Below are 21,683 nucleotides of genomic sequence, written 5' to 3'. Positions count from 1 at the left end.
ACCCGCCGTGGCGTAATACCACGACGGGTTAACATTACTGTTTCAGCGTGGCGAACGCCTGAATGATGGCATCAATTTGTTCGCGACTGTGCGCAGCATTTACGCTACAGCGCAGCAGCGTAATGCCTGCCGGCGCGGCAGGTGGCAGGATAAGATTCACATATACGCCCAGCGAAATAAGCTCGCGCCAGATGCGCAGCCCTTCCTCTTTCGAACCGATTATCACTGGCACTACCGGGCTAATATGCGAGCTTAGCTCGTAACCCAATTTTTGCAGACCGTCATACAGATGGTTGGCGTTATCCATCAATTTTTGCCGCAACTCTGGTTGTGTGGCAATGGTTCTTAACGACGAGCGCACGGTCGCAATGCAGGACGGAGAAGGAGAGGCGGTAAAAATATACGGGCGGCTGCCGTAGCGCAGCACTTCCATCGCTTCCGAACCGACAGCAAAACCGCCGATAGAGGCCAGACTCTTACTGAAGGTGCCAACGATAATATCAACATCGTCCTCAACGCCAACGGCCTCAACCAGCCCGCGCCCCGTTGCGCCTAACACGCCAAACGAATGAGCTTCATCGACAATCAAATAACCGCCGAGACGACGTTTGATATCAACAATTTCCGCCAGCGGTGCAACGTCGCCGAGCATACTGTAGATGCCCTCAACGATGATAATCGCCTCTTTCGCCCGTTCGCCGAGGCGAATCATGCGACGTTCCAGATCGTTGGCGTCGTTATGGCGAAAACGAATAATTTCCGCGCCGCCGAGAGAGCAGGCATCATAAATACTGGCGTGGCTGTCGGCATCCAGCAACACTACGGCGTTATGGTCGGCAAGTGCGCTGATGACGCCTAAATTGGCGGTATAACCGGTTGAAAAAACAATAGCAGTAGGGCGATTGAAAAACTCGGCAATCTCTTTTTCTAACGCCAGATGTGGCGCATAGCTGCCATTAGCCATACGAGAACCGGTGGTGCCGGTGCCTTGTGCCGCTAACGCTGCCTGACCTTCGGCGATGGCCTCGTTATTGAAGGTTAAACCGAGATAATTATTGGTTCCGGCCAGGATCACTTTTTTATTGCCGATACGCCCTTCGGTGGCGGAATAGACTTCATCAATACAGGTGCCAAACGGTGTTAAACCGTTATCACTAAATTGCAGTCGCTCGCCAGCAAGACGCGCATATTTATCGTATAGCCCCATTATTTATTCTCCAGCCATGGAAGTAGTGTTTCCATTAATTGCGCAGGGGTTTTGACATCCAGCAGAATATTAATAGGAATGGAAATATCGAATCTGTCTTCCAGCATCATTAAGAGATCCATCACCTTGATCGACTCCAGGCCAAGATCGTTGACGAGATCGCTGTCGGGCTTAATTTCCACACCGTTTTCGACCAAATCCTGTAAACAGGAAAGGATGTAATCCATTACTATTTCACGATTTACCATAGAAACGTTAACACACCTTTAAACAAGACAATCAAAATAGCCCGTTGCGTAATGCGTGTTCCAGGCTAATCCCGGGAAACCAGTTAATATCTTCAGAAATACGGTTATTACTTGCCGACCAGTCGGCATGGGTTAATTCACGAATTTTTGAGCGCGTCAGCATTGGCTCTTTACCAGACAGACGACTTAATGTTGTGCTGATATCCGCAAGGCAGGTGAGCAACGGTAGAGGAATGCCGACCATCCGCACGGAACCGCGACGGGCAACGGCGGCGAGCTGTTGTACGCGTTGCCAGTCATAGCCGCCGGGGACGCCATCGCATAACTCATACGTTTGCGTTGGTACAGTTTCGGCGCTTAACCACTGGCCTACAGCTTGCGCGAAATCGGTAACGTGCAGGAAAGAGAGTTGTGTATCTGGCGCACCAAGTCGTGGCAGCAGGCCGCGCAGCATCCAGTCAAACAGCGGTTTTAGCTCTTTATCGCCGGGGCCATAGACTGCTGTCGGACGAAAAATTCCCAGCATTATTTCGTCAGCCATTGCGATAAGCCGTTGTTCGGCGACGTGTTTGGATTTTGCATACCAGGAGAGTTCAGGATGGCGCGCCGCCAGCGAAGAGATAAACAGAAAACGTTGGCAAAAGCCGCTCTCTTTTGCCGCTTGCATCAGGCGCAGGCTGCCGTCAACGTTACAGCGGGTAAAAATCTCTTCTTTGTGTCCGCGCACTTGCCCGGCGCAATGGACCACCGCGCTGGCTCCGGCAACCAGCTCGCTAAGCGAATGCGTGTCTTCCAGCGAACCACGCACCCAGATGAGGTTATCGCTGACGTGAGCGCGGGCAGTACGCGTCAACGCGCGAACATGAAAGCCGCGAACGAGCAGGTTATCGATAATATATTTACCAATAAACCCGGTAGCACCCGTCACCGCGACTGTTTGGCTCATACGAGAGATTCCTGCACTGGGGGATTAGCGGCGACGGCCTTCTGATAACGTTTTTTCGCTTCCGCGCGGGCGGGTTTGCCGGAAGACGTGCGGGGAATACTGTGGGGCGGTAACAGATCGATAGCCGCTGTCACGCCAAACTCGCTTTGTATCCGCGCCGCCAGCGAGTGGATAAGCTGCCTGCGACGTTCTTCGTCACTAATCCGACACTGGATCTGCAAAATGATTTTTTCCTGGGCGGTAACAAACGCAATGGCATCGCCAGAGTGGATTTCCGGCTCCTGCTCCGCCAGGTACTCAATATCCTGCGGCCAGATATTGCGGCCACGAATAATAATCAGATCTTTAATGCGCCCGGTGACATACAAATAACCGTTCAGCAGATAGCCGAGGTCGCCGGTATCTAACCAGCCCGTCGCGGCAATCTCGTCTTGCGAAACCTGGTCGCCAAAGTAACCGCTCATCAGGCTGGGGCCGGAGATGCAAATATGGCCTACCACACGTTCCGCAACCGGCATACCTGATTCATTGCGGATTTCAATGCCATGTTCCGGCAATGCTTTACCGCAGTTGACGAAAGTCGATACGGCGCGTGTTTCAGCACCCGGCGTAACAGCTTTACCCTGATATTCGAGGATGTCGCGATCCACTTCGTTAACTACAACGCCGGAGGTTTCGTCAGAAAAACTGACGGCAAGCGCGTTCTCTGCCAGCCCGTAGCATGGCATGAAAGTTTTATCGTCAAAGTTAGCCTGACGGAAACATTCAGCAAATTGATGGAGTTGCTCTGCGGAGATTGGCTCAGCGCCAATACCGGCGACGCGCCAGCAGGAGAGATCCAGTTCAGCGAGATCTTTTTCATTCACACGGCGCTGGCACAGTTCATAGCCAAACGGTGGCGCAACGGAAACGGTGCCGCGATTTTTGCTGATCAATTTAAGCCATTGCAGCGGGCGCATGGCGAAATCCTGAGTGCGCAAGTAATCCACTGAAAGCTGCGTGGCGACGGGGGTCAGGAGAAAGCCGACCAGTCCCATATCATGGTAGAAAGGCAGCCAGGAGACGCAGCGGTCGCCAGGGCGTAATTTAATGCCATCGTGGCTGATAGCACGTAGATTGGCCATCACTTCGCGATGAGTAATGATGACGCCACGAGGAAAACGGGTGCTGCCGGAGGTGTACTGGAGGTAGGCGATATCGTCTGGAACGGGATGCTGGAGCGTAACGTCGGCTTCCGGCAAGGATTTAAACCAGGCATGGCTTAACACATGCAACTCAGGGTTGTCATGCGTCGCGGCATTGACTAACGGTAACCACTCATCGCCGGTGATAATCGCGGCAGGCTGACAGCTTGCCAGTAAGCCCTGCAATTTGGCGCTCCAGGAATCTCGCTGACCGACCCCCATCGGAATCGCCAACGGGACGGCGACTAACCCGGCATACTGGCAGGCAAAAAATGCTTCGACAAACCCGCTACTGGTTTCGGCAATCAGCGCCACGCGATCGCCTTTTTTCAGGTTCAGCGATAACAACCGCTTTGCGCCTGCTTCGGCATGTGCTTTTAAATTGTGATATTCCAGTTCATCTTCAAGCTGGCAACGTCTGTCATAAAAGTTCATTCCGGCGCGGCCCAGAGCGGCATAATCCAAAGCATCAACCAGCGTTGGAAAATCGGCATAGCGCATAGGCAGGGAATACGTAAAAATTTTATTAGACATATACACCACGAGAAAATTGGATATCAAAAATAAAATGACAATAATGCGGTGGATTATATATGCATAAAAGATAAATGAGATAGTATTTTCACGGGTGCGATATTGAACATTGATTTAAATAATGATTTTAACTTTTTTGTTTTTATTGTGAATAATATTTGATTTGTGAATATATTAAGCAAATGGCCTGTCTGGCCGCATTAAGCACTAAATATTAATATTTTTCAGATAATGTAGGTGATGGTTTTATCGCAATAATTAAAAGCAGTATTTTATATTCATCGGATGGATTATTTAGATGCCGAACATCTCGGTTATTGTCCGTATTCCCTCCGTTAATTATTTGTTAGCCATTGAGGTAGGGAATGCGAGCCGCTGATGATTAAAATTGAAAAAGTAATAAATAAACATGACCTTAAGGCATTTATCGCTTTTCCGTCATCACTTTATCCCGATGATCCAAACTGGATCCCTCCTTTATTCATTGAACGCAGCGAGCATTTGTCAGAGAAGAATCCGGGGACGAAGCATATTATCTGGCAGGCGTGGGTGGCAAAAAAAGCGGGGCAGATAGTCGGGCGCATTACCGCGCAAATCGATACCTTGCACCGTGAGCGTTACGGTGAAGATACTGGTCATTTCGGTATGATTGATGCCATTGATGATCCGCAGGTTTTTGCCGCTTTATTTGGCGCAGCGGAAGCGTGGTTGAAGTCACAAGGCGCGCGCAACATCAGCGGACCTTTCAGCCTGAATATCAATCAGGAAAGCGGATTACTGATTGAAGGTTTTGACACACCGCCATGCGCGATGATGCCGCACGGTAAACCGTGGTATGCCGCGCATATTGAACAATTGGGTTATCGCAAAGGCATTGATCTACTGGCGTGGTGGATGCAGCGAACCGATCTCACGTTCTCTCCGGCGCTAAAAAAACTGATGGAGCAGGTACGCAAGAAGGTGACCATTCGCTGCATCAATCGCCGGAGGTTTGCCGAAGAAATGCAGATCCTGCGTGAGATTTTCAACTCTGGATGGCAGCACAACTGGGGATTTGTGCCGTTTACCGAACGCGAATTTGCGACCATGGGCGATCAGCTTAAATACCTGGTGCCGGACGATATGATCTACATCGCTGAGATAGATTCTGCACCCTGTGCGTTTATTGTCGGCTTACCGAACATCAACGAGGCGATTGCCGATCTGAATGGATCGCTCTTTCCCTTCGGCTGGGCAAAATTGCTGTGGCGCTTAAAAGTCAGCGGTGTGCGAACTGCGCGAGTACCGCTGATGGGCGTGCGGGACGAGTATCAGTTCAGCCGCATCGGCCCGGTGATTGCGTTGTTATTGATTGAAGCCTTACGCGATCCGTTTGCCCGCCGGAAGATCGATGCGCTGGAGATGTCATGGATCCTCGAAACCAATACAGGCATGAATAACATGCTGGAACGCATTGGGGCGGAGCCGTATAAACGTTACCGATTGTATGAAAAGCACATTTAATACCAGCTCCCATTAAGCGCAGGGGCGATCCCCTCGCCCCTCGAGGAGAGGGTTAGGGTGAGGAGGAAAACTCGGCTCACATTCACCCCGGATTCATCTCCAGCGGCACCGCCGAGCGAATCAAGTGGTGGCCTTCCAGCTCGATATCGTGGAGATTCTTTTTTACGGTCATCACGTGATCGCGGGCGGCGCGCTGGGCGACATGCGGCAACCGTTGTAAAACCGCGTTATAGATCCGCGCATGTTGGCGATCGATCTGTTTCTTCTGCTGTGGTCGATGATAGAGATTATTCACGCTGGCAAACACCGAATTAAACATCAGGTCGGTCAATGATTGCAGAGTAAATACCAGCACCTGATTGTGGGAAGCCTGACAAATCGCCCGATGAAAAGCGTGATCCAACTGCGCATGTTCGATCAGCGAAATCTCTTTGTTGTTCTCACTGGCGGCGAGCATTTTTTCATAACAGCGGGTTATCAAGACAAAATCAGCCTGGGTTCCCAGCGTTGCCGCCAGCCTGGCTGATTCACCTTCCAGCAGTGCGCGAACGTCGAGCAGATCGTACAGCGTTCGCGGCTGCGTACTGAACAGATGGATTAGCGGGCTGGTGTCCTGCACCCGCTCAAGTCGAGCCACACGGGAATCACGCCCCTGCGCCGTTTCAATAATCCCGCGCCCGCGCAGCACAGTCAGCCCTTCGCGCAGTGCGGAGCGTGAGAAGCCGAGCTTTTCACACAGTCGGCGCTCTGAAGGAAGCGGCTGCCCAACCTTCAACACGCCGTCGATAATCAACCGTTCGATACTCTCTGCAACTACTTCGCAAATAGGGCGACGCTCATCTTTCATTCCCGGACCTCGTGCACAGGTAGGACCAATTTTTCTGTTCTTAATTCGCAAAACACGCACATCACGTAAGTGATTATGTTACATCAATTTAACATTAAGTTAACCAATGCAAGGTCACAGAGCTGGAAAAAAAATGGTCTGACCGGTAGCTAAAGAGATAGACGAAAACAAAAAGCCCGCTTAATAACTGTTCACAGAAGCAGCGCGCAAAAATCAGCTGCCACACAACACAACAAAGCGAAGCCTACTCATGAGCATCTTGTACGAAGAGCGTCTTGATGGCGCTTTACCCGATGTCGACCGCACATCGGTACTGATGGCACTGCGTGAGCATGCCCCTGGACTGGAGATCCTGCATACCGATGAGGAGATCATTCCTTACGAGTGTGACGGGTTGAGCGCGTATCGCACGCGTCCATTACTGGTTGTTCTGCCTAAGCAAATGGAACAGGTGACAGCGATTCTGGCTGTCTGCCACCGCCTGCGTGTACCGGTGGTGACCCGTGGTGCAGGCACCGGGCTTTCTGGTGGCGCGCTGCCGCTGGAAAAAGGTGTGTTGTTGGTGATGGCGCGCTTTAAAGAAATCCTCGACATTAACCCCGTTGGTCGCCGCGCGCGCGTGCAGCCGGGCGTGCGTAACCTGGCGATCTCCCAGGCCGTTGCGCCGCATAATCTCTATTACGCGCCGGATCCTTCCTCACAAATCGCCTGTTCAATTGGCGGCAATGTGGCGGAAAATGCCGGTGGCGTCCACTGCCTGAAATATGGTCTGACCGTACATAACCTGCTGAAAATTGAAGTGCAAACGCTGGACGGCGAGGCGCTGACGCTGGGATCGGACGCGCTGGATTCGCCTGGTTTTGACCTGCTGGCGCTGTTCACCGGATCGGAAGGTATGCTCGGCGTGACCACCGAAGTGACGGTAAAACTGCTGCCGAAGCCGCCCGTGGCGCGGGTTCTGTTAGCCAGCTTTGACTCGGTAGAAAAAGCCGGACTCGCCGTCGGTGACATCATCGCCAATGGCATTATCCCCGGCGGGCTGGAGATGATGGATAACCTGTCGATCCGCGCAGCGGAAGATTTTATTCATGCTGGTTATCCCGTTGATGCCGAAGCGATTTTGTTGTGCGAGCTGGACGGCGTGGAGTCTGACGTTCAGGAAGACTGCGAGCGGGTTAACGACATCTTACTGAAAGCGGGCGCGACTGACGTCCGTCTGGCACAGGACGAAGCGGAGCGCGTGCGTTTCTGGGCCGGACGCAAAAACGCCTTCCCGGCGGTGGGGCGTATCTCGCCGGATTACTACTGTATGGACGGCACCATCCCGCGTCGCGCCCTGCCTGGCGTACTGGAAGGCATTGCCCGTTTATCGCAGCAATATGATTTACGCGTTGCCAACGTCTTTCACGCGGGAGACGGCAACATGCACCCGTTAATCCTTTTCGATGCCAACGAACCCGGTGAATTTGCCCGCGCGGAAGAGCTGGGCGGGAAGATCCTCGAACTCTGCGTTGAAGTGGGCGGCAGCATCAGTGGGGAACATGGCATTGGGCGCGAAAAAATCAATCAAATGTGCGCCCAGTTCAACAGCGATGAAATCACGACCTTCCATGCGGTCAAGGCGGCGTTTGACCCCGATGGTTTGCTGAACCCTGGGAAAAACATTCCCACGCTACACCGCTGTGCTGAATTTGGTGCCATGCATGTGCATCACGGTCATTTACCTTTTCCTGAACTGGAGCGTTTCTGATGCTACGCGAGTGTGATTACAGCCAGGCGCTGCTGGAGCAGGTGAATCAGGCGATTAGCGATAAAACGCCGCTGGTGATTCAGGGCAGCAATAGCAAAGCCTTTTTAGGTCGTCCTGTCACCGGGCAAACACTGGATGTGCGTTGTCATCGCGGCATTGTTAATTACGACCCGACCGAACTGGTGATCACCGCTCGCGCCGGAACGCCGCTGGTGGCGATTGAAGCGGCGCTGGAAAGTGCGGGGCAAATGCTCCCCTGCGAGCCGCCGCATTATGGTGAAGAAGCCACCTGGGGCGGGATGGTCGCCTGCGGACTGGCGGGGCCGCGTCGCCCGTGGAGCGGTTCCGTACGCGATTTTGTCCTCGGTACGCGCATCATTACCGGCACTGGAAAACATCTGCGCTTTGGCGGCGAAGTGATGAAAAACGTCGCCGGATACGATCTCTCGCGGTTAATGGCCGGAAGCTACGGTTGTCTTGGCGTACTCACTGAAATCTCAATGAAAGTGTTGCCGCGACCGCGCGCTACCTTGAGCCTGCGGCGGGAAATCAGCCTACAAGAAGCCATGAGTGAAATCGCCCAGTGGCAACTCCAGCCACTTCCCATTAGCGGCTTATGTTATTTCGACAACGCCTTGTGGCTCCGCCTTGAAGGCGGTGAAGGATCGGTAAAAGCAGCGCGTGAACTGCTGGGTGGCGAAGAGGTCGCTGGTCAGTTCTGGCAGCAATTGCGCGAACAACAATTGCCGTTCTTCTCATTACCGGGCACTTTATGGCGCATTTCCTTACCCACCGATGCGCCGATGATGGATTTACCCGGCGAGCAACTGATCGACTGGGGCGGCGCGTTACGCTGGCTGAAATCGACAGCCGATGACAATCAAATCCACCGCATCGCCCGCAACGCTGGCGGTCATGCGACTCGCTTTAGTGCCGGAGATGGCGGCTTTGCTCCGCTACCGGCTCCTTTATTCCGCTATCACCAGCAACTTAAAAAGCAGCTCGACCCTTGCGGCGTGTTTAACCCCGGTCGCATGTACGCGGAACTATGAGGAGCAGGCTATGCAAACCCGATTAACCGAAGAGATGCGTCAGAACGCGCGCGCGCTGGAAGCCGACAGCATCCTGCGCGCCTGTGTTCACTGCGGATTTTGTACTGCAACCTGCCCAACCTATCAGCTTCTGGGGGATGAACTGGACGGGCCGCGCGGGCGCATCTATCTGATTAAACAGGTGCTGGAAGGCAACGAAGTTACGCTTAAAACGCAGGAGCATCTCGATCGCTGTCTCACTTGCCGCAATTGTGAAACCACCTGTCCTTCTGGTGTGCGCTATCACAATTTACTGGATATCGGGCGTGATATTGTCGAGCAGAAAGTGAAACGCCCACTGCCGGAGCGAATGCTGCGCGAAGGATTGCGCCAGGTAGTGCCGCGTCCGGCGGTCTTTCGCGCATTGACGCAGGTAGGGCTGGTGCTGCGACCGTTTTTGCCGGAACAGGTCAGAGCAAAACTGCCTGCCGAAACGGTGAAAGCTAAACCGCGTCCGCCGCTGCGCCATAAGCGTCGGGTTTTAATGCTGGAAGGCTGCGCCCAGCCTACGCTTTCGCCCAACACCAACGCGGCAACTGCGCGAGTGCTGGATCGTCTGGGGATCAGCGTCATGCCAGCTAACGAAGCAGGCTGTTGTGGCGCGGTGGACTATCATCTTAATGCGCAGGAGAAAGGGCTGGCGCGGGCGCGCAATAATATTGATGCCTGGTGGCCGGCGATTGAAGCAGGTGCCGAGGCAATTTTGCAAACTGCCAGCGGCTGCGGTGCGTTCGTCAAAGAGTATGGGCAGATGCTGAAAAACGATGCGCTGTATGCCGATAAAGCACGTCAGGTCAGTGAACTGGCGGTCGATTTAGTCGAACTGTTGCGCGAGGAACCGCTGGAAAAACTGGCGATTCGCGGCGATAAAAAACTGGCCTTCCACTGCCCGTGTACCCTGCAACATGCGCAAAAGCTGAACGGCGAAGTAGAAAAAGTGTTACTGCGGCTGGGATTTACCTTAACCGACGTTCCCGACAGCCATCTGTGCTGCGGGTCGGCGGGAACATATGCGTTAACGCATCCCGATCTGGCGCGCCAGCTGCGGGATAACAAAATGAATGCGCTGGAAAGCGGCAAACCGGAAATGATCGTCACCGCCAACATTGGTTGCCAGACGCATCTGGCGAGCGCCGGTCGTACCTCTGTGCGCCACTGGATTGAAATTGTAGAACAAGCCCTTGAAAAGGAATAACAAAATGAAAACTAAAGTCATTCTTAGCCAGCAAATGGCGAGTGCAATCATTGCCGCAGGTCAGGAAGAGGCGCAGAAAAATAACTGGTCTGTTTCCATTGCTGTTGCCGATGACGGCGGTCATCTGCTGGCGTTAAGTCGCATGGATGATTGCGCGCCGATTGCGGCTTACATCTCCCAGGAGAAAGCGCGTACCGCCGCGCTGGGGCGTCGTGAAACTAAGGGCTATGAAGAGATGGTGAACAACGGACGTACCGCGTTCGTGACTGCGCCGTTACTGACGTCGCTGGAAGGCGGCGTACCGGTTGTTGTGGATGGGCAAATTATTGGTGCCGTGGGCGTTTCTGGTTTAACCGGAGCACAGGATGCGCAGGTCGCGAAAGCGGCAGCAGCGGTGTTGGCGAAATAAGCGAAAACGAGGAGATAAATAATGAGTGAAACCATAACCCAGGGCCGTTTACGCATTGACGCCAATTTTAAACGTTTTGTGGATGAAGAAGTTTTGCCGGGCGTGGAACTGGATGCTGCCGCGTTCTGGCGCAATGTTGATGAGATTGTTCACGATCTGGCACCAGAAAATCGTCAGTTGCTGGCAGAACGCGATCGCATTCAGGCGGCGCTTGATGAGTGGCATCGCAGCAATCCGGGGCCGGTAAAAGATAAAGCGGCCTATAAATCTTTCCTGCGTGAACTGGGCTACCTGGTGCCGCAACCGGAGCACGTGACGGTGGAAACCACGGGCATCGACAGCGAAATCACCAGCCAGGCGGGGCCGCAACTGGTGGTTCCGGCAATGAATGCCCGCTACGCGCTGAACGCGGCGAACGCTCGCTGGGGCTCACTGTACGATGCGTTATACGGCAGCGACATCATCCCGCAGGAAGGGGCGATGGTCAGCGGCTACGATCCACAGCGCGGTGAGCAGGTTATCGCCTGGGTTCGACGTTTCCTCGATGAATCACTACCGCTGGAAAACGGCAGCTATCAGGATGTGGTGGCGTTTAAGGTGGTCGATAAACAATTACGCATCCAGTTGAAAAATGGTAAAGAAACCACGTTACGTACTCCAGCACAGTTTGTCGGTTACCGTGGCGATGCCGCTGCGCCGACCTGCATTTTGCTGAAAAATAACGGCCTGCATATCGAGCTGCAAATCGATGCCAACGGGCGGATTGGTAAAGACGATCCGGCGCACATCAACGATGTTATCGTCGAAGCTGCCATCAGTACCATTCTCGACTGCGAAGATTCGGTCGCGGCGGTTGATGCGGAAGATAAAATCCTGCTGTACCGCAACCTGCTGGGCCTGATGCAGGGCACTCTGCAAGAGAAAATGGAGAAAAACGGTCGGCAAATCGTGCGTAAACTGAATGACGATCGTCAGTACACCGCCGCCGATGGCTCTGAAATTTCTCTGCACGGACGCTCGTTGCTGTTTATCCGCAACGTGGGTCATTTGATGACTATTCCTGTGATTTGGGACAGCGAAGGCAATGAAATCCCGGAAGGCATTCTTGATGGCGTCATGACTGGCGCGATTGCCCTCTACGATTTAAAAGTGCAGAAAAACTCGCGTACCGGCAGCGTCTATATTGTGAAACCGAAAATGCACGGTCCGCAGGAAGTGGCGTTCGCCAACAAACTGTTTACCCGCATTGAGACAATGCTCGGTATGGCACCGAATACCCTGAAAATGGGCATTATGGATGAAGAACGCCGAACCTCGCTGAACTTGCGTAGCTGTATCGCTCAGGCACGCAACCGCGTGGCGTTCATCAACACCGGCTTCCTCGACCGTACCGGTGATGAGATGCATTCGGTGATGGAAGCTGGCCCGATGTTGCGTAAAAACCAGATGAAATCGACACCGTGGATCAAAGCCTACGAGCGCAATAACGTGCTGTCTGGTCTGTTCTGTGGGCTGCGCGGTAAAGCGCAAATCGGTAAAGGCATGTGGGCAATGCCGGACCTGATGGCAGACATGTACAGCCAGAAGGGCGACCAGCTGCGTGCCGGGGCAAACACGGCCTGGGTTCCGTCGCCAACCGCCGCTACACTCCATGCGCTGCACTACCACCAAACCAACGTACAGAGCGTGCAAGCCAACATTGCCCAGACCGAGTTCAATGCTGAATTTGAACCTCTGCTGGACGATCTGCTGACTATTCCGGTAGCTGAAAACGCGAACTGGTCGGCGCAAGAGATCCAACAAGAGCTGGATAACAACGTGCAGGGGATTCTGGGGTACGTGGTGCGTTGGGTGGAGCAGGGGATTGGTTGTTCAAAAGTGCCGGATATTCACAACGTGGCGCTGATGGAAGACCGCGCAACGCTGCGCATCTCCAGCCAGCATATCGCCAACTGGTTACGTCACGGTATTCTGACCAAAGAACAGGTGCAGGCGTCGCTGGAGAACATGGCGAAAGTGGTGGATCAGCAAAATGCTGGCGATCCGGCGTATCGTCCGATGGTGGGGAATTTCGCTAACTCGTGTGCATTTAAAGCCGCCAGCGATTTAATCTTCCTCGGTGTGAAACAGCCAAACGGTTATACCGAACCGTTATTACATGCCTGGCGTTTACGCGAAAAAGAAAGTCATTAATAGCAATAGCAAAAGCCCCGGCAAGTTTTATTGTCGGGGCTATTATAGTTACTGCGGTAGTACATTTACCCCGGAAATAACCGGAGCGATTATCAGGGTTTAACAATATTAAATACCCGTAGCGCATCACTAGCGGGATTAAAACAACAATATGGACATCTTAACGATACTCTGCGCCTGCGTGCGCGGAACAGAAACCCTTACCCGATATACTTGTTATGCCAGAGGTAGCAATTGCGTTAGCAGCGTGCTGTTGCTGTAAAGTATAACCCCTATATTTTACAGTTCGGTCCTCTTTTGCTTATTACAACCTTAAGTATATCAAGCATATAAAGATAATAAGAGACTGAACAATATGGTTACCTGGACCCAAATGTATATGCCGATGGGAGGACTGGGGCTATCCGCTCTGGTCGCCTTGATCCCGATAATATTCTTCTTCGTTGCACTCGCGGTATTACGTCTGAAAGGACATGTCGCCGGAGCAATAACCCTTATATTATCTATCCTGATTGCGATATTCGCCTTTAAAATGCCGATTGATATGGCATTTGCTGCTGCAGGCTATGGCTTTATTTATGGATTATGGCCAATTGCGTGGATTATTGTCGCAGCGGTATTCCTCTATAAATTAACCGTTGCCAGCGGTCAGTTCGATATTATCCGCAGCTCGGTTATCTCCATCACCGACGATCAGCGTTTGCAGGTGTTACTGATTGGTTTCTCCTTTGGCGCTCTGCTGGAAGGGGCGGCTGGCTTTGGTGCGCCGGTGGCGATTACCGGTGCGCTGCTGGTGGGCCTGGGCTTCAAACCGTTATATGCGGCGGGGCTGTGCCTGATTGCCAACACTGCGCCGGTGGCGTTTGGTGCGTTGGGTGTGCCAATTCTGGTCGCCGGTCAGGTAACGGGAATCGATCCGTTTGATATTGGTGCAATGGCGGGACGTCAGTTGCCGTTCCTGTCAGTTCTTGTGCCGTTCTGGCTGGTGGCGATGATGGACGGCTGGAAAGGGGTGAAAGAGACGTGGCCAGCGGCGCTGGTTGCGGGTGGTAGCTTTGCGGTTACTCAGTTCTTTACTTCTAACTATATTGGCCCGGAACTGCCGGATATTACTTCGGCGCTGGTGAGTATCGTCTCACTCTCTTTATTCCTTAAAGTATGGCGGCCGAAAAATACCGAAACGGCAATCAGCATGGGGCAATCCGCAGGTGCGATGGTGGTGAATAAACCGTCTTCTGGCGGTCCCGTGCCTTCAGAATATAGTCTGGGGCAAATCATTCGCGCCTGGTCACCGTTTTTAATCTTAACGGTGCTGGTCACCATCTGGACGATGAAGCCATTTAAAGCGTTATTTGCTCCGGGCGGTGCGTTTTATTCGCTGGTGATTAATTTCCAGATCCCTCATTTGCATCAGCAGGTACTGAAAGCGGCGCCCATTGTCGCCCAGCCGACACCGATGGATGCGGTTTTTAAATTCGACCCGCTGTCCGCTGGCGGCACCGCTATTTTTATTGCGGCGATTATCTCTATCTTCATTCTCGGCGTGGGGATCAAGAAAGGCATTGGCGTCTTTGCCGAAACGCTAATTAGCCTGAAGTGGCCGATATTGTCGATTGGCATGGTGCTGGCATTTGCCTTCGTGACCAACTATTCCGGTATGTCCACCACGCTGGCGCTGGTACTGGCGGGCACTGGCGTAATGTTCCCGTTCTTTTCGCCATTCCTCGGCTGGCTGGGGGTATTCCTTACCGGCTCGGACACTTCCTCTAACGCCCTGTTTGGTTCACTGCAATCGACCACGGCGCAGCAAATCAACGTCTCTGACACTCTGCTGGTGGCAGCAAACACCAGCGGCGGCGTAACTGGCAAGATGATCTCCCCACAATCTATCGCCGTGGCCTGCGCCGCGACGGGCATGGTGGGTCGAGAATCTGAACTGTTCCGCTACACCGTGAAGCACAGTCTGATTTTTGCCAGCGTTATCGGCATTATCACGCTGTTGCAGGCGTATGTGTTTACCGGAATGTTAGTCTCGTAAGTCAACAAAGCCGGATGATCGTCAATATCATCCGGCTTCATTCTTTGCTGGTTACATTATTCTGTCTTATTAATTAAAAAATCATTTCCCGATTTATTATCTATGCAGCAATAATGTTTTGTATTCAGATAACCCGCTAAATAATTAAGTGCGTGAGAATATCTATTTTTTTGTCCCGCAAAACAAGTCTGTATTAATTATGTTCGCTTGATGAGTAAACACCGTGCTATCTGTTGCTTTTGCAATCGCAATCGTTAAAACTATCAACAGCTTGAGATAGTCACATTGTGAATAATTGTTACTTTTTTGTTTGTTAAATCTTTTGATAAATACCCCGACTGGCATCGTATAGGGGATATTCTTATAAATTTCACCTGTTTTGTTATCAATAATGCAGTTTTCTTAAGAATGGAGGAAATTATTAGAGAAGATAAAGCATAAAACTATTTCCCCAGTTACGAATCTTTTAACTTTATTTTGTCACTTGCGTTATTAATGAATAAGAAATTTAAATATAAGAAATCGCTTTTAGCGGCTATTTTGAGCGCAACCCTGTTAGCCGGTTGTGATGGCGGTGGTTCAGGATCGTCCTCCGATACTCCGCCTGTAGATTCTGGAACAGGGTCTTTGCCGGAAGTGAAACCTGATCCAACACCAAACCCGGAGCCGACGCCGGAGCCTGAACCTACTCCGGAGCCGACACCTGATCCAGAGCCAACGCCAGAACCGGAGCCAGAACCTGTTCCTACGAAAACGGGTTATCTGACCCTGGGCGGAAGCCAGCGGGTAATCGGTGCTAAATGTAATGGTGAATCCAGCGACGGCTTTACCTTTACGCCAGGCGACAAAGTCACCTGTGTGGCAGGGAACAACACGACAATTGCTACCTTCGACACTCAGTCAGAAGCTGCGCGTAGCCTGCGTGCGGTTGAAAAAGTGTCGTTTAGCCTTGAGGACGCGCAAGAACTGGCGGAGTCCGACGATAAGAAAAGCAATGCGCTCTCGCTGGTAACCTCCATGAACAGTTGTCCGGCGGATACAGAACAGGTTTGCCTGACCTTCTCCTCGGTGATGGAGAGTAAACGCTTCGATTCGCTGTATAAGCAAATCGATCTGGCACCGGAAGCGTTCAAAAAGCTGGTCAATGAAGAGGTGGAAAACAATGCCGCGACCGATAAGGCGCCATCCACTCATACTTCACCGGTAGTGCCCGTCACGACGCCGGGAACAAAACCGGATCTGAACGCTTCCTTCGTGTCGGCTAACGCGGAACAGTTTTATCAGTATCAACCTACGGAAATCATTCTTTCTGAAGGTCGCCTGGTCGACAGCATGGGCAATGGTGTGGTTGGCGTAAATTACTACACCAGCTCAGGCCGTGGCGTAACTGGCGAAAACGGCAAATTCAACTTCAGCTGGGGTGAAACCATCTCCTTTGGTATCGACACCTTTGAACTGGGTTCAGTACGCGGCAATAAGTCGACTATTGCACTGACGGAACTGGGCGATGAAGTTCGCGGGGCAAATATCGATCAACTTATTCATCGTTACTCCCAGGCCGGAAAAAATGATGAGCGTGAAGTGCCGGATGTAGTGCGCCAGGTCTTTGCCGAGTATCCCAACGTGATCAACGAGATTATCAATCTCTCGTTATCCAATGGCGAGACGTTGAGCGAAGGCGATCAAACCTTTGAGCGGAAGAACGAATTTCTTGAGCAACTTAAATCCGGGCAGGCTAAAGAGATTGATACGGCGATTTGTGACTCCCTTGGGGGCTGCAACTCTCAACGTTGGTTCTCGTTGACTGCTCGCAATGTTAACGAAGGTCAGATTCAGGGCGTTATCAACAAGCTGTGGGGTGTGGATAAAGATTACAAATCAGTGACGAAATTCCACGTTTTCCATGACTCTACCAACTTCTATGGTAGCACCGGTAATGCGCGCGGTCAGGCGGTGGTGAATATCTCCAACGCGGCATTCCCGATTCTGATGGCGCGTAATGATAAAAACTACTGGCTGGCGTTTGGCGAAAAACGCGCCTGGGATAAAAACGAGCTGGCGTACATTACGGAAGCGCCTTCCATTGTGCGACCGGAGAACGTGACACGCGAAACTGCCACCTTCAACCTGCCGTTTATCTCGCTGGGGCAAGTTGGTGAGGGCAAACTGATGGTTATCGGTAACCCGCACTACAACAGCATCCTGCGTTGCCCGAACGGTTACAGCTGGGAAGGCGGTGTTGATAAAAACGGTCAGTGTATGCGTAACGGTGATTCAAATGATATGAAGCACTTTATGCAGAACGTGTTGCGCTATCTGTCTAACAATAGCTGGACTCCAGATGCGAAAACCAGCATGACCGTGGGCACCAACCTGGATACCGTCTATTTCAAACGTCATGGTCAGGTTACAGGAAACAGTGCTGAGTTCGGCTTCCATCCGGATTTTGCGGGTATCACCGTTGAGCATTTAAGTAGCTATAGCGATCTCGATCCGCAAAAAGTGCCGCTGCTGATCCTCAACGGCTTTGAGTATGTGACTCAGGTGGGTAACGATCCCTATGCAATCCCGCTGCGTGCAGATACCAGCAAACCGAAGCTGACTCAGCAGGATGTGACGGATCTGATCGCCTATCTGAACAAAGGCGGATCGGTGCTGATCATGGAAAACGTGATGAGCAATCTTAAGGAAGAGAGTGCGTCCGGCTTTGTGCGTCTGCTTGATGCCGCAGGCCTGTCAATGGCACTGAACAAGTCGGTGGTGAATAACGATCCTCAAGGGTATCCGGATCGCGTTCGTCAGCAGCGCGAAAAAGGTATCTGGGTATATGAACGTTATCCGTTTGTCGACGGTAAACCGCCGTATACCATCGATGAAACAACGAAAGAAGTTATCTGGAAATACCAGCAAGAAAACAAGCCTGATGACAAGCCGAAACTGGAAGTGGCCAGCTGGCTGGAAGATGTCGATGGCAAACAGGTCAAGCGTTATGCCTTTATCGATGAGGCGGAGCATGAAACAAACGAGTCCCTGGAGGCGGCAAAGGCAAAAATCCTTAAGGCATTTCCTGGATTAGAGGTGTGTAAGGATCCTGACTACCACTACGAGGTCAACTGTCTGGAATATCGTCCTGGCACGAACGTTCCGGTAACCGGGGGCATGTATGTTCCGCGCTATACGCAACTGAATCTCAGCGCCGACACCGCGAAAGCGATGCTACAGGCGGCAGATTTGGGGACTAACATTCAGCGCCTGTATCAGCACGAGCTTTACTTCCGTACCAATGGTCGCAAAGGTGAGCGTCTGAGCAGCGTCGATCTGGAACGTCTGTACCAGAACATGTCGGTCTGGCTGTGGAATGAAATTGAATACAGCTATGACAGCAGCAAGGATGACGAGCTGGGCTTTAAAACGTTCACCGAGTTCCTGAACTGCTACGCCAACAATGCTTACACCAAAGGCACGCAGTGCTCCGCAGAGCTGAAACAATCGCTTGTCGATAACAAGATGATCTACGGAGATAATACTGCCAAAGCGGGCATGATGAACCCGAGCTATCCGCTCAACTATATGGAAAAACCGCTGACTCGCCTGATGCTGGGGCGTTCCTGGTGGGATCTGAACATCAAAGTTGATGTCGAGAAGTATCCGGGAGCAGTATCGGCTGAAGGTGAGAATGTTACTGAAACCATCAGCCTGTACTCGAATCCGACCAAATGGTTTGCGGGTAACATGCAGTCTACTGGTCTGTGGGCTCCGGCTCAGAAAGAGGTCACCATTAAGTCCAATGCGAACGTTCCTGTGACTGTCACCGTGGCGCTGGCTGACGACCTGACCGGGCGTGAGAAGCATGAAGTCGCGCTGAACCGTCCGCCAAGAGTGACTAAAACCTATGATCTGAAAGCCAATGGTGAGGTGAAGTTTACGGTTCCTTACGGTGGTCTGATTTATATCAAGGGCGATAGCAAGGAGAATAATAAATCTGCCAGCTTCACCTTTACCGGTGTGGTAAAAGCGCCGTTCTATAAAGACGGTAAATGGAAAAACGATCTGAAATCCCCTGCGCCGTTGGGCGAGCTGGAGTCAGACGCTTTCGTTTATACCACGCCGAAGAAGAACCTTGAGGCCAGCAATTTCACTGGTGGTGTAGCAGAATTCGCTAAAGATCTGGATACCTTTGCCAGCTCGATGAATGACTTCTACGGTCGTGATGAAACGAGCGGTAAGCACCGGATGTTTACCTATAAAGCATTGACGGGGCATAAACATCGTTTCGCCAACGATGTGCAGATCTCCATTGGTGATGCGCACTCTGGTTATCCGGTGATGAACAGCAGCTTCTCGACGAACAGCACCACGCTGCCGACGACGCCGCTGAACGACTGGTTGATCTGGCATGAAGTGGGGCACAACGCCGCAGAAACGCCGCTGACTGTACCGGGCGCAACTGAAGTAGCGAACAACGTGCTGGCGCTGTACATGCAGGATCGCTATCTCGGCAAGATGAACCGTGTCGCTGACGATATTACCGTTGCGCCGGAATATCTGAACGAGAGCAACGGTCAGGCATGGGCGCGCGGCGGTGCGGGTGACCGTCTGCTGATGTACGCACAGTTGAAGGAATGGGCAGAGAAAAACTTTGATATCACGAAGTGGTATCCAGAGGGGCAACTGCCAGCGTTCTACAGCGATCGTGAAGGGATGAAAGGCTGGAACCTGTTCCAGTTGATGCACCGTAAAGCGCGCGGCGATGATGTTGGTAAAACTAAGTTTGGCGAAAAAAATTACTGTGCCGAATCCAACGGTAACGCTGCGGACACGCTGATGCTGTGTGCCTCCTGGGTCGCACAGGCGGATCTTTCGGAGTTCTTTAAGAAATGGAATCCGGGCGCGAATGCTTACCAGCTTCCGGGGGCGAGCGAGATGAGCTTCGAGGGTGGCGTGAGCCAGTCGGCTTACAACACGCTCGCGGCGCTTGGTCTGCCGAAACCGCAGCAAGGGCCGGAAACCATTAACAAGGTTACCGAGCATAAGATGTCTGCCGAGTAAGCCTGTATGCCGGATAAGGCGTTTACGCCGCATCCGGCATGATATAAGGCGCATCGGGTTAACACATATGCCCGATGTGCCAACTTATCGGAGCTACAGGAAAAGCCGCGATTACTTGCGTTGGCAGACTCCTGTAAGCCGGATAAGGCGTTTTACGCCGCATCCGGCAAATTACAACAAACAACCTTTAACCATGCATTTTGATGTTTTTCAGCAATATCCAGCGGTGATGCCCATTCTGGCAACCGTTGGAGGATTAATCATCGGCAGTTTTTTGAATGTGGTGATTTGGCGTTACCCCATCATGCTTCGCCAACAAATGGCGGAGTTTCACGGTGAAACGCCGAGTGCGCAGTCAAAAATAAGCCTGGCGCTGCCACGTTCGCACTGTCCGCATTGCCAGCAGACCATCCGCGTTCGTGACAATATTCCGCTGTTCTCCTGGCTGATGCTCAAAGGGCGCTGCCGCGACTGTCAGGCGAAAATCAGCAAGCGTTATCCGCTGGTGGAGTTATTGACGGCACTCGCTTTTTTGCTGGCGAGTCTGGTCTGGCCGGAAAGTGGATGGGGGCTGGCGGTGATGATATTATCCGCCTGGCTGATTGCCGCGAGCATCATCGACCTCGATCACCAATGGCTGCCCGATGTTTTTACTCAGGGCGTATTGTGGACCGGGCTGATTGCGGCATGGGCGCAGCAGAGTCCGCTCACGCTACAAGACGCAGTTACCGGCGTCCTGGGGGGATTTATCACTTTTTACTCCCTGCGCTGGATAGCCGGAATAGTTCTGCGTAAAGAAGCATTAGGCATGGGCGATGTATTATTGTTCGCCGCTTTAGGTAGTTGGGTGGGGCCGTTATCACTGCCCAATGTTGCTTTAATCGCCTCATGCTGCGGCCTGATATATGCCGTTATTACAAAAAGAGGATCAACCACACTGCCTTTTGGACCGTGTTTAAGTCTGGGCGGTATAGCAACACTTTATCTACAGGCATTGTTTTAATGATAACCACGTCATTATCAAAGTGACATTTTTACTCTTATTAATAACCTTAGAGATTATTTACTATGTCGATAAAACAGATGCCAGGGAGGGTATTAATATCGCTATTGTTGAGCGTTACAGGATTATTAAGTGGCTGCGCCAGCCATAATGAAAACGCCAGTTTACTGGCGAAAAAACAGGCGCAAAATATCAGTCAAAACCTGCCAATTAAATCTGCGGGATATACCTTAGTGCTGGCGCAAAGTAGCGGTGCGACGGTAAAAATGACCATTATCAGCGAAGCGGGTACACAAACAACGCAGACGCCTGACGCCTTTTTAACCAGCTATCAACGACAAATGTGCGCTGACCCGACGGTGAAATTAATGATCACTGAGGGAATTAATTACAGCATAACGATTAATGATACACGTACAGGTAACCAGTATCAGAGAAAACTGGATCGTACCACCTGTGGAATAGTCAAAGCATAACGTCGGGTAT

The 21,683-nt window shown here is 52.0% G+C and carries 15 protein-coding genes; 10 read left to right on the top strand and 5 right to left on the bottom strand.

The window, feature by feature from the left end:
• Positions 1-34: 34 nt before the first annotated feature.
• The 4 genes from spt to RGV86_RS09050 are packed head-to-tail and all read right to left on the bottom strand — an operon-like array spanning position 35 to position 4,119.
• Entirely contained in the window at positions 35-1,207 is a 1,173-nt protein-coding gene (spt, locus tag RGV86_RS09065; protein ID WP_000524983.1) for a serine palmitoyltransferase, read from the bottom strand.
• Positions 1,207-1,455, bottom strand: coding sequence for an acyl carrier protein (locus RGV86_RS09060; RefSeq protein WP_000248097.1), 249 nt, complete (start codon positions 1,453-1,455; stop codon positions 1,207-1,209). Before RGV86_RS09060 ends, spt begins: the two co-directional genes overlap by 1 nt.
• Before the next feature lie 31 nt (positions 1,456-1,486).
• A complete protein-coding gene (locus RGV86_RS09055) occupies positions 1,487-2,401 on the bottom strand; it encodes an NAD-dependent epimerase/dehydratase family protein (RefSeq protein WP_085461179.1) in 915 nt (304 codons plus the stop codon).
• Entirely contained in the window at positions 2,398-4,119 is a 1,722-nt protein-coding gene (locus RGV86_RS09050) for a fatty acyl-AMP ligase (RefSeq protein WP_213056809.1), read from the bottom strand. The genes RGV86_RS09055 and RGV86_RS09050 overlap by 4 nt, the downstream gene beginning before the upstream one ends.
• A gap of 378 nt (positions 4,120-4,497) precedes the next feature.
• Here RGV86_RS09050 and yghO point away from each other — a divergent pair, with 378 nt between their 5' ends.
• Positions 4,498-5,622 carry a protein YghO gene (yghO, locus tag RGV86_RS09045; RefSeq protein ID WP_085461177.1) on the top strand — a complete coding sequence of 375 codons (1,125 nt, stop codon included), beginning with the start codon at positions 4,498-4,500 and terminating at the stop codon, positions 5,620-5,622.
• An 82-nt stretch (positions 5,623-5,704) separates the two neighbouring features.
• On the opposite strand, the gene glcC is transcribed toward yghO, so the two are convergent.
• Positions 5,705-6,469 carry a transcriptional regulator GlcC gene (glcC, locus tag RGV86_RS09040; RefSeq protein ID WP_309508378.1) on the bottom strand — a complete coding sequence of 255 codons (765 nt, stop codon included), beginning with the start codon at positions 6,467-6,469 and terminating at the stop codon, positions 5,705-5,707.
• Between the two features lie 250 nt (positions 6,470-6,719).
• On the opposite strand from glcC, the gene glcD reads away from it, so the two are divergent.
• The 9 genes from glcD (at position 6,720) to gspS2 (ending at position 21,673) form a co-directional block, all read left to right on the top strand.
• On the top strand, positions 6,720-8,219 hold the full coding sequence (glcD, locus tag RGV86_RS09035) for a glycolate oxidase subunit GlcD (RefSeq protein WP_032226261.1): 1,500 nt from the start codon (positions 6,720-6,722) through the stop codon (positions 8,217-8,219).
• Positions 8,219-9,271, top strand: coding sequence for a glycolate oxidase subunit GlcE (gene glcE, locus RGV86_RS09030; protein WP_137598334.1), 1,053 nt, complete (start codon positions 8,219-8,221; stop codon positions 9,269-9,271). The genes glcD and glcE overlap by 1 nt, the downstream gene beginning before the upstream one ends.
• A gap of 10 nt (positions 9,272-9,281) precedes the next feature.
• Complete coding sequence (glcF, locus tag RGV86_RS09025; protein WP_001194819.1) at positions 9,282-10,505, top strand: glycolate oxidase subunit GlcF; 1,224 nt, start codon at positions 9,282-9,284, stop codon at positions 10,503-10,505.
• A gap of 4 nt (positions 10,506-10,509) precedes the next feature.
• Complete coding sequence (locus tag RGV86_RS09020; protein WP_000853256.1) at positions 10,510-10,914, top strand: GlcG family protein; 405 nt, start codon at positions 10,510-10,512, stop codon at positions 10,912-10,914.
• Between the two features lie 21 nt (positions 10,915-10,935).
• Complete coding sequence (gene glcB / locus RGV86_RS09015; RefSeq protein ID WP_137598333.1) at positions 10,936-13,107, top strand: malate synthase G; 2,172 nt, start codon at positions 10,936-10,938, stop codon at positions 13,105-13,107.
• 355 nt (positions 13,108-13,462) lie between these two features.
• Positions 13,463-15,145 carry a glycolate permease GlcA gene (glcA, locus tag RGV86_RS09010; protein ID WP_000259282.1) on the top strand — a complete coding sequence of 561 codons (1,683 nt, stop codon included), beginning with the start codon at positions 13,463-13,465 and terminating at the stop codon, positions 15,143-15,145.
• Positions 15,146-15,640: 495 nt separating this feature from the next.
• Complete coding sequence (gene sslE / locus RGV86_RS09005; protein ID WP_085461174.1) at positions 15,641-20,194, top strand: lipoprotein metalloprotease SslE; 4,554 nt, start codon at positions 15,641-15,643, stop codon at positions 20,192-20,194.
• Between the two features lie 193 nt (positions 20,195-20,387).
• Positions 20,388-21,197 carry a prepilin peptidase PppA gene (pppA, locus tag RGV86_RS09000; protein WP_085461173.1) on the top strand — a complete coding sequence of 270 codons (810 nt, stop codon included), beginning with the start codon at positions 20,388-20,390 and terminating at the stop codon, positions 21,195-21,197.
• Between the two features lie 65 nt (positions 21,198-21,262).
• Complete coding sequence (gspS2, locus tag RGV86_RS08995; protein WP_065227660.1) at positions 21,263-21,673, top strand: type II secretion system pilot lipoprotein GspS-beta; 411 nt, start codon at positions 21,263-21,265, stop codon at positions 21,671-21,673.
• Positions 21,674-21,683: the final 10 nt, after the last annotated feature.

It is taken from the genome of Escherichia ruysiae (assembly GCF_031323975.1).
In the GTDB taxonomy this organism is placed as follows: Bacteria; Pseudomonadota; Gammaproteobacteria; order Enterobacterales; family Enterobacteriaceae; genus Escherichia; species Escherichia ruysiae.
Note: the sequence above shows the minus strand (reverse complement) of the source record. Positions and strands in the feature narration are given on the sequence as shown.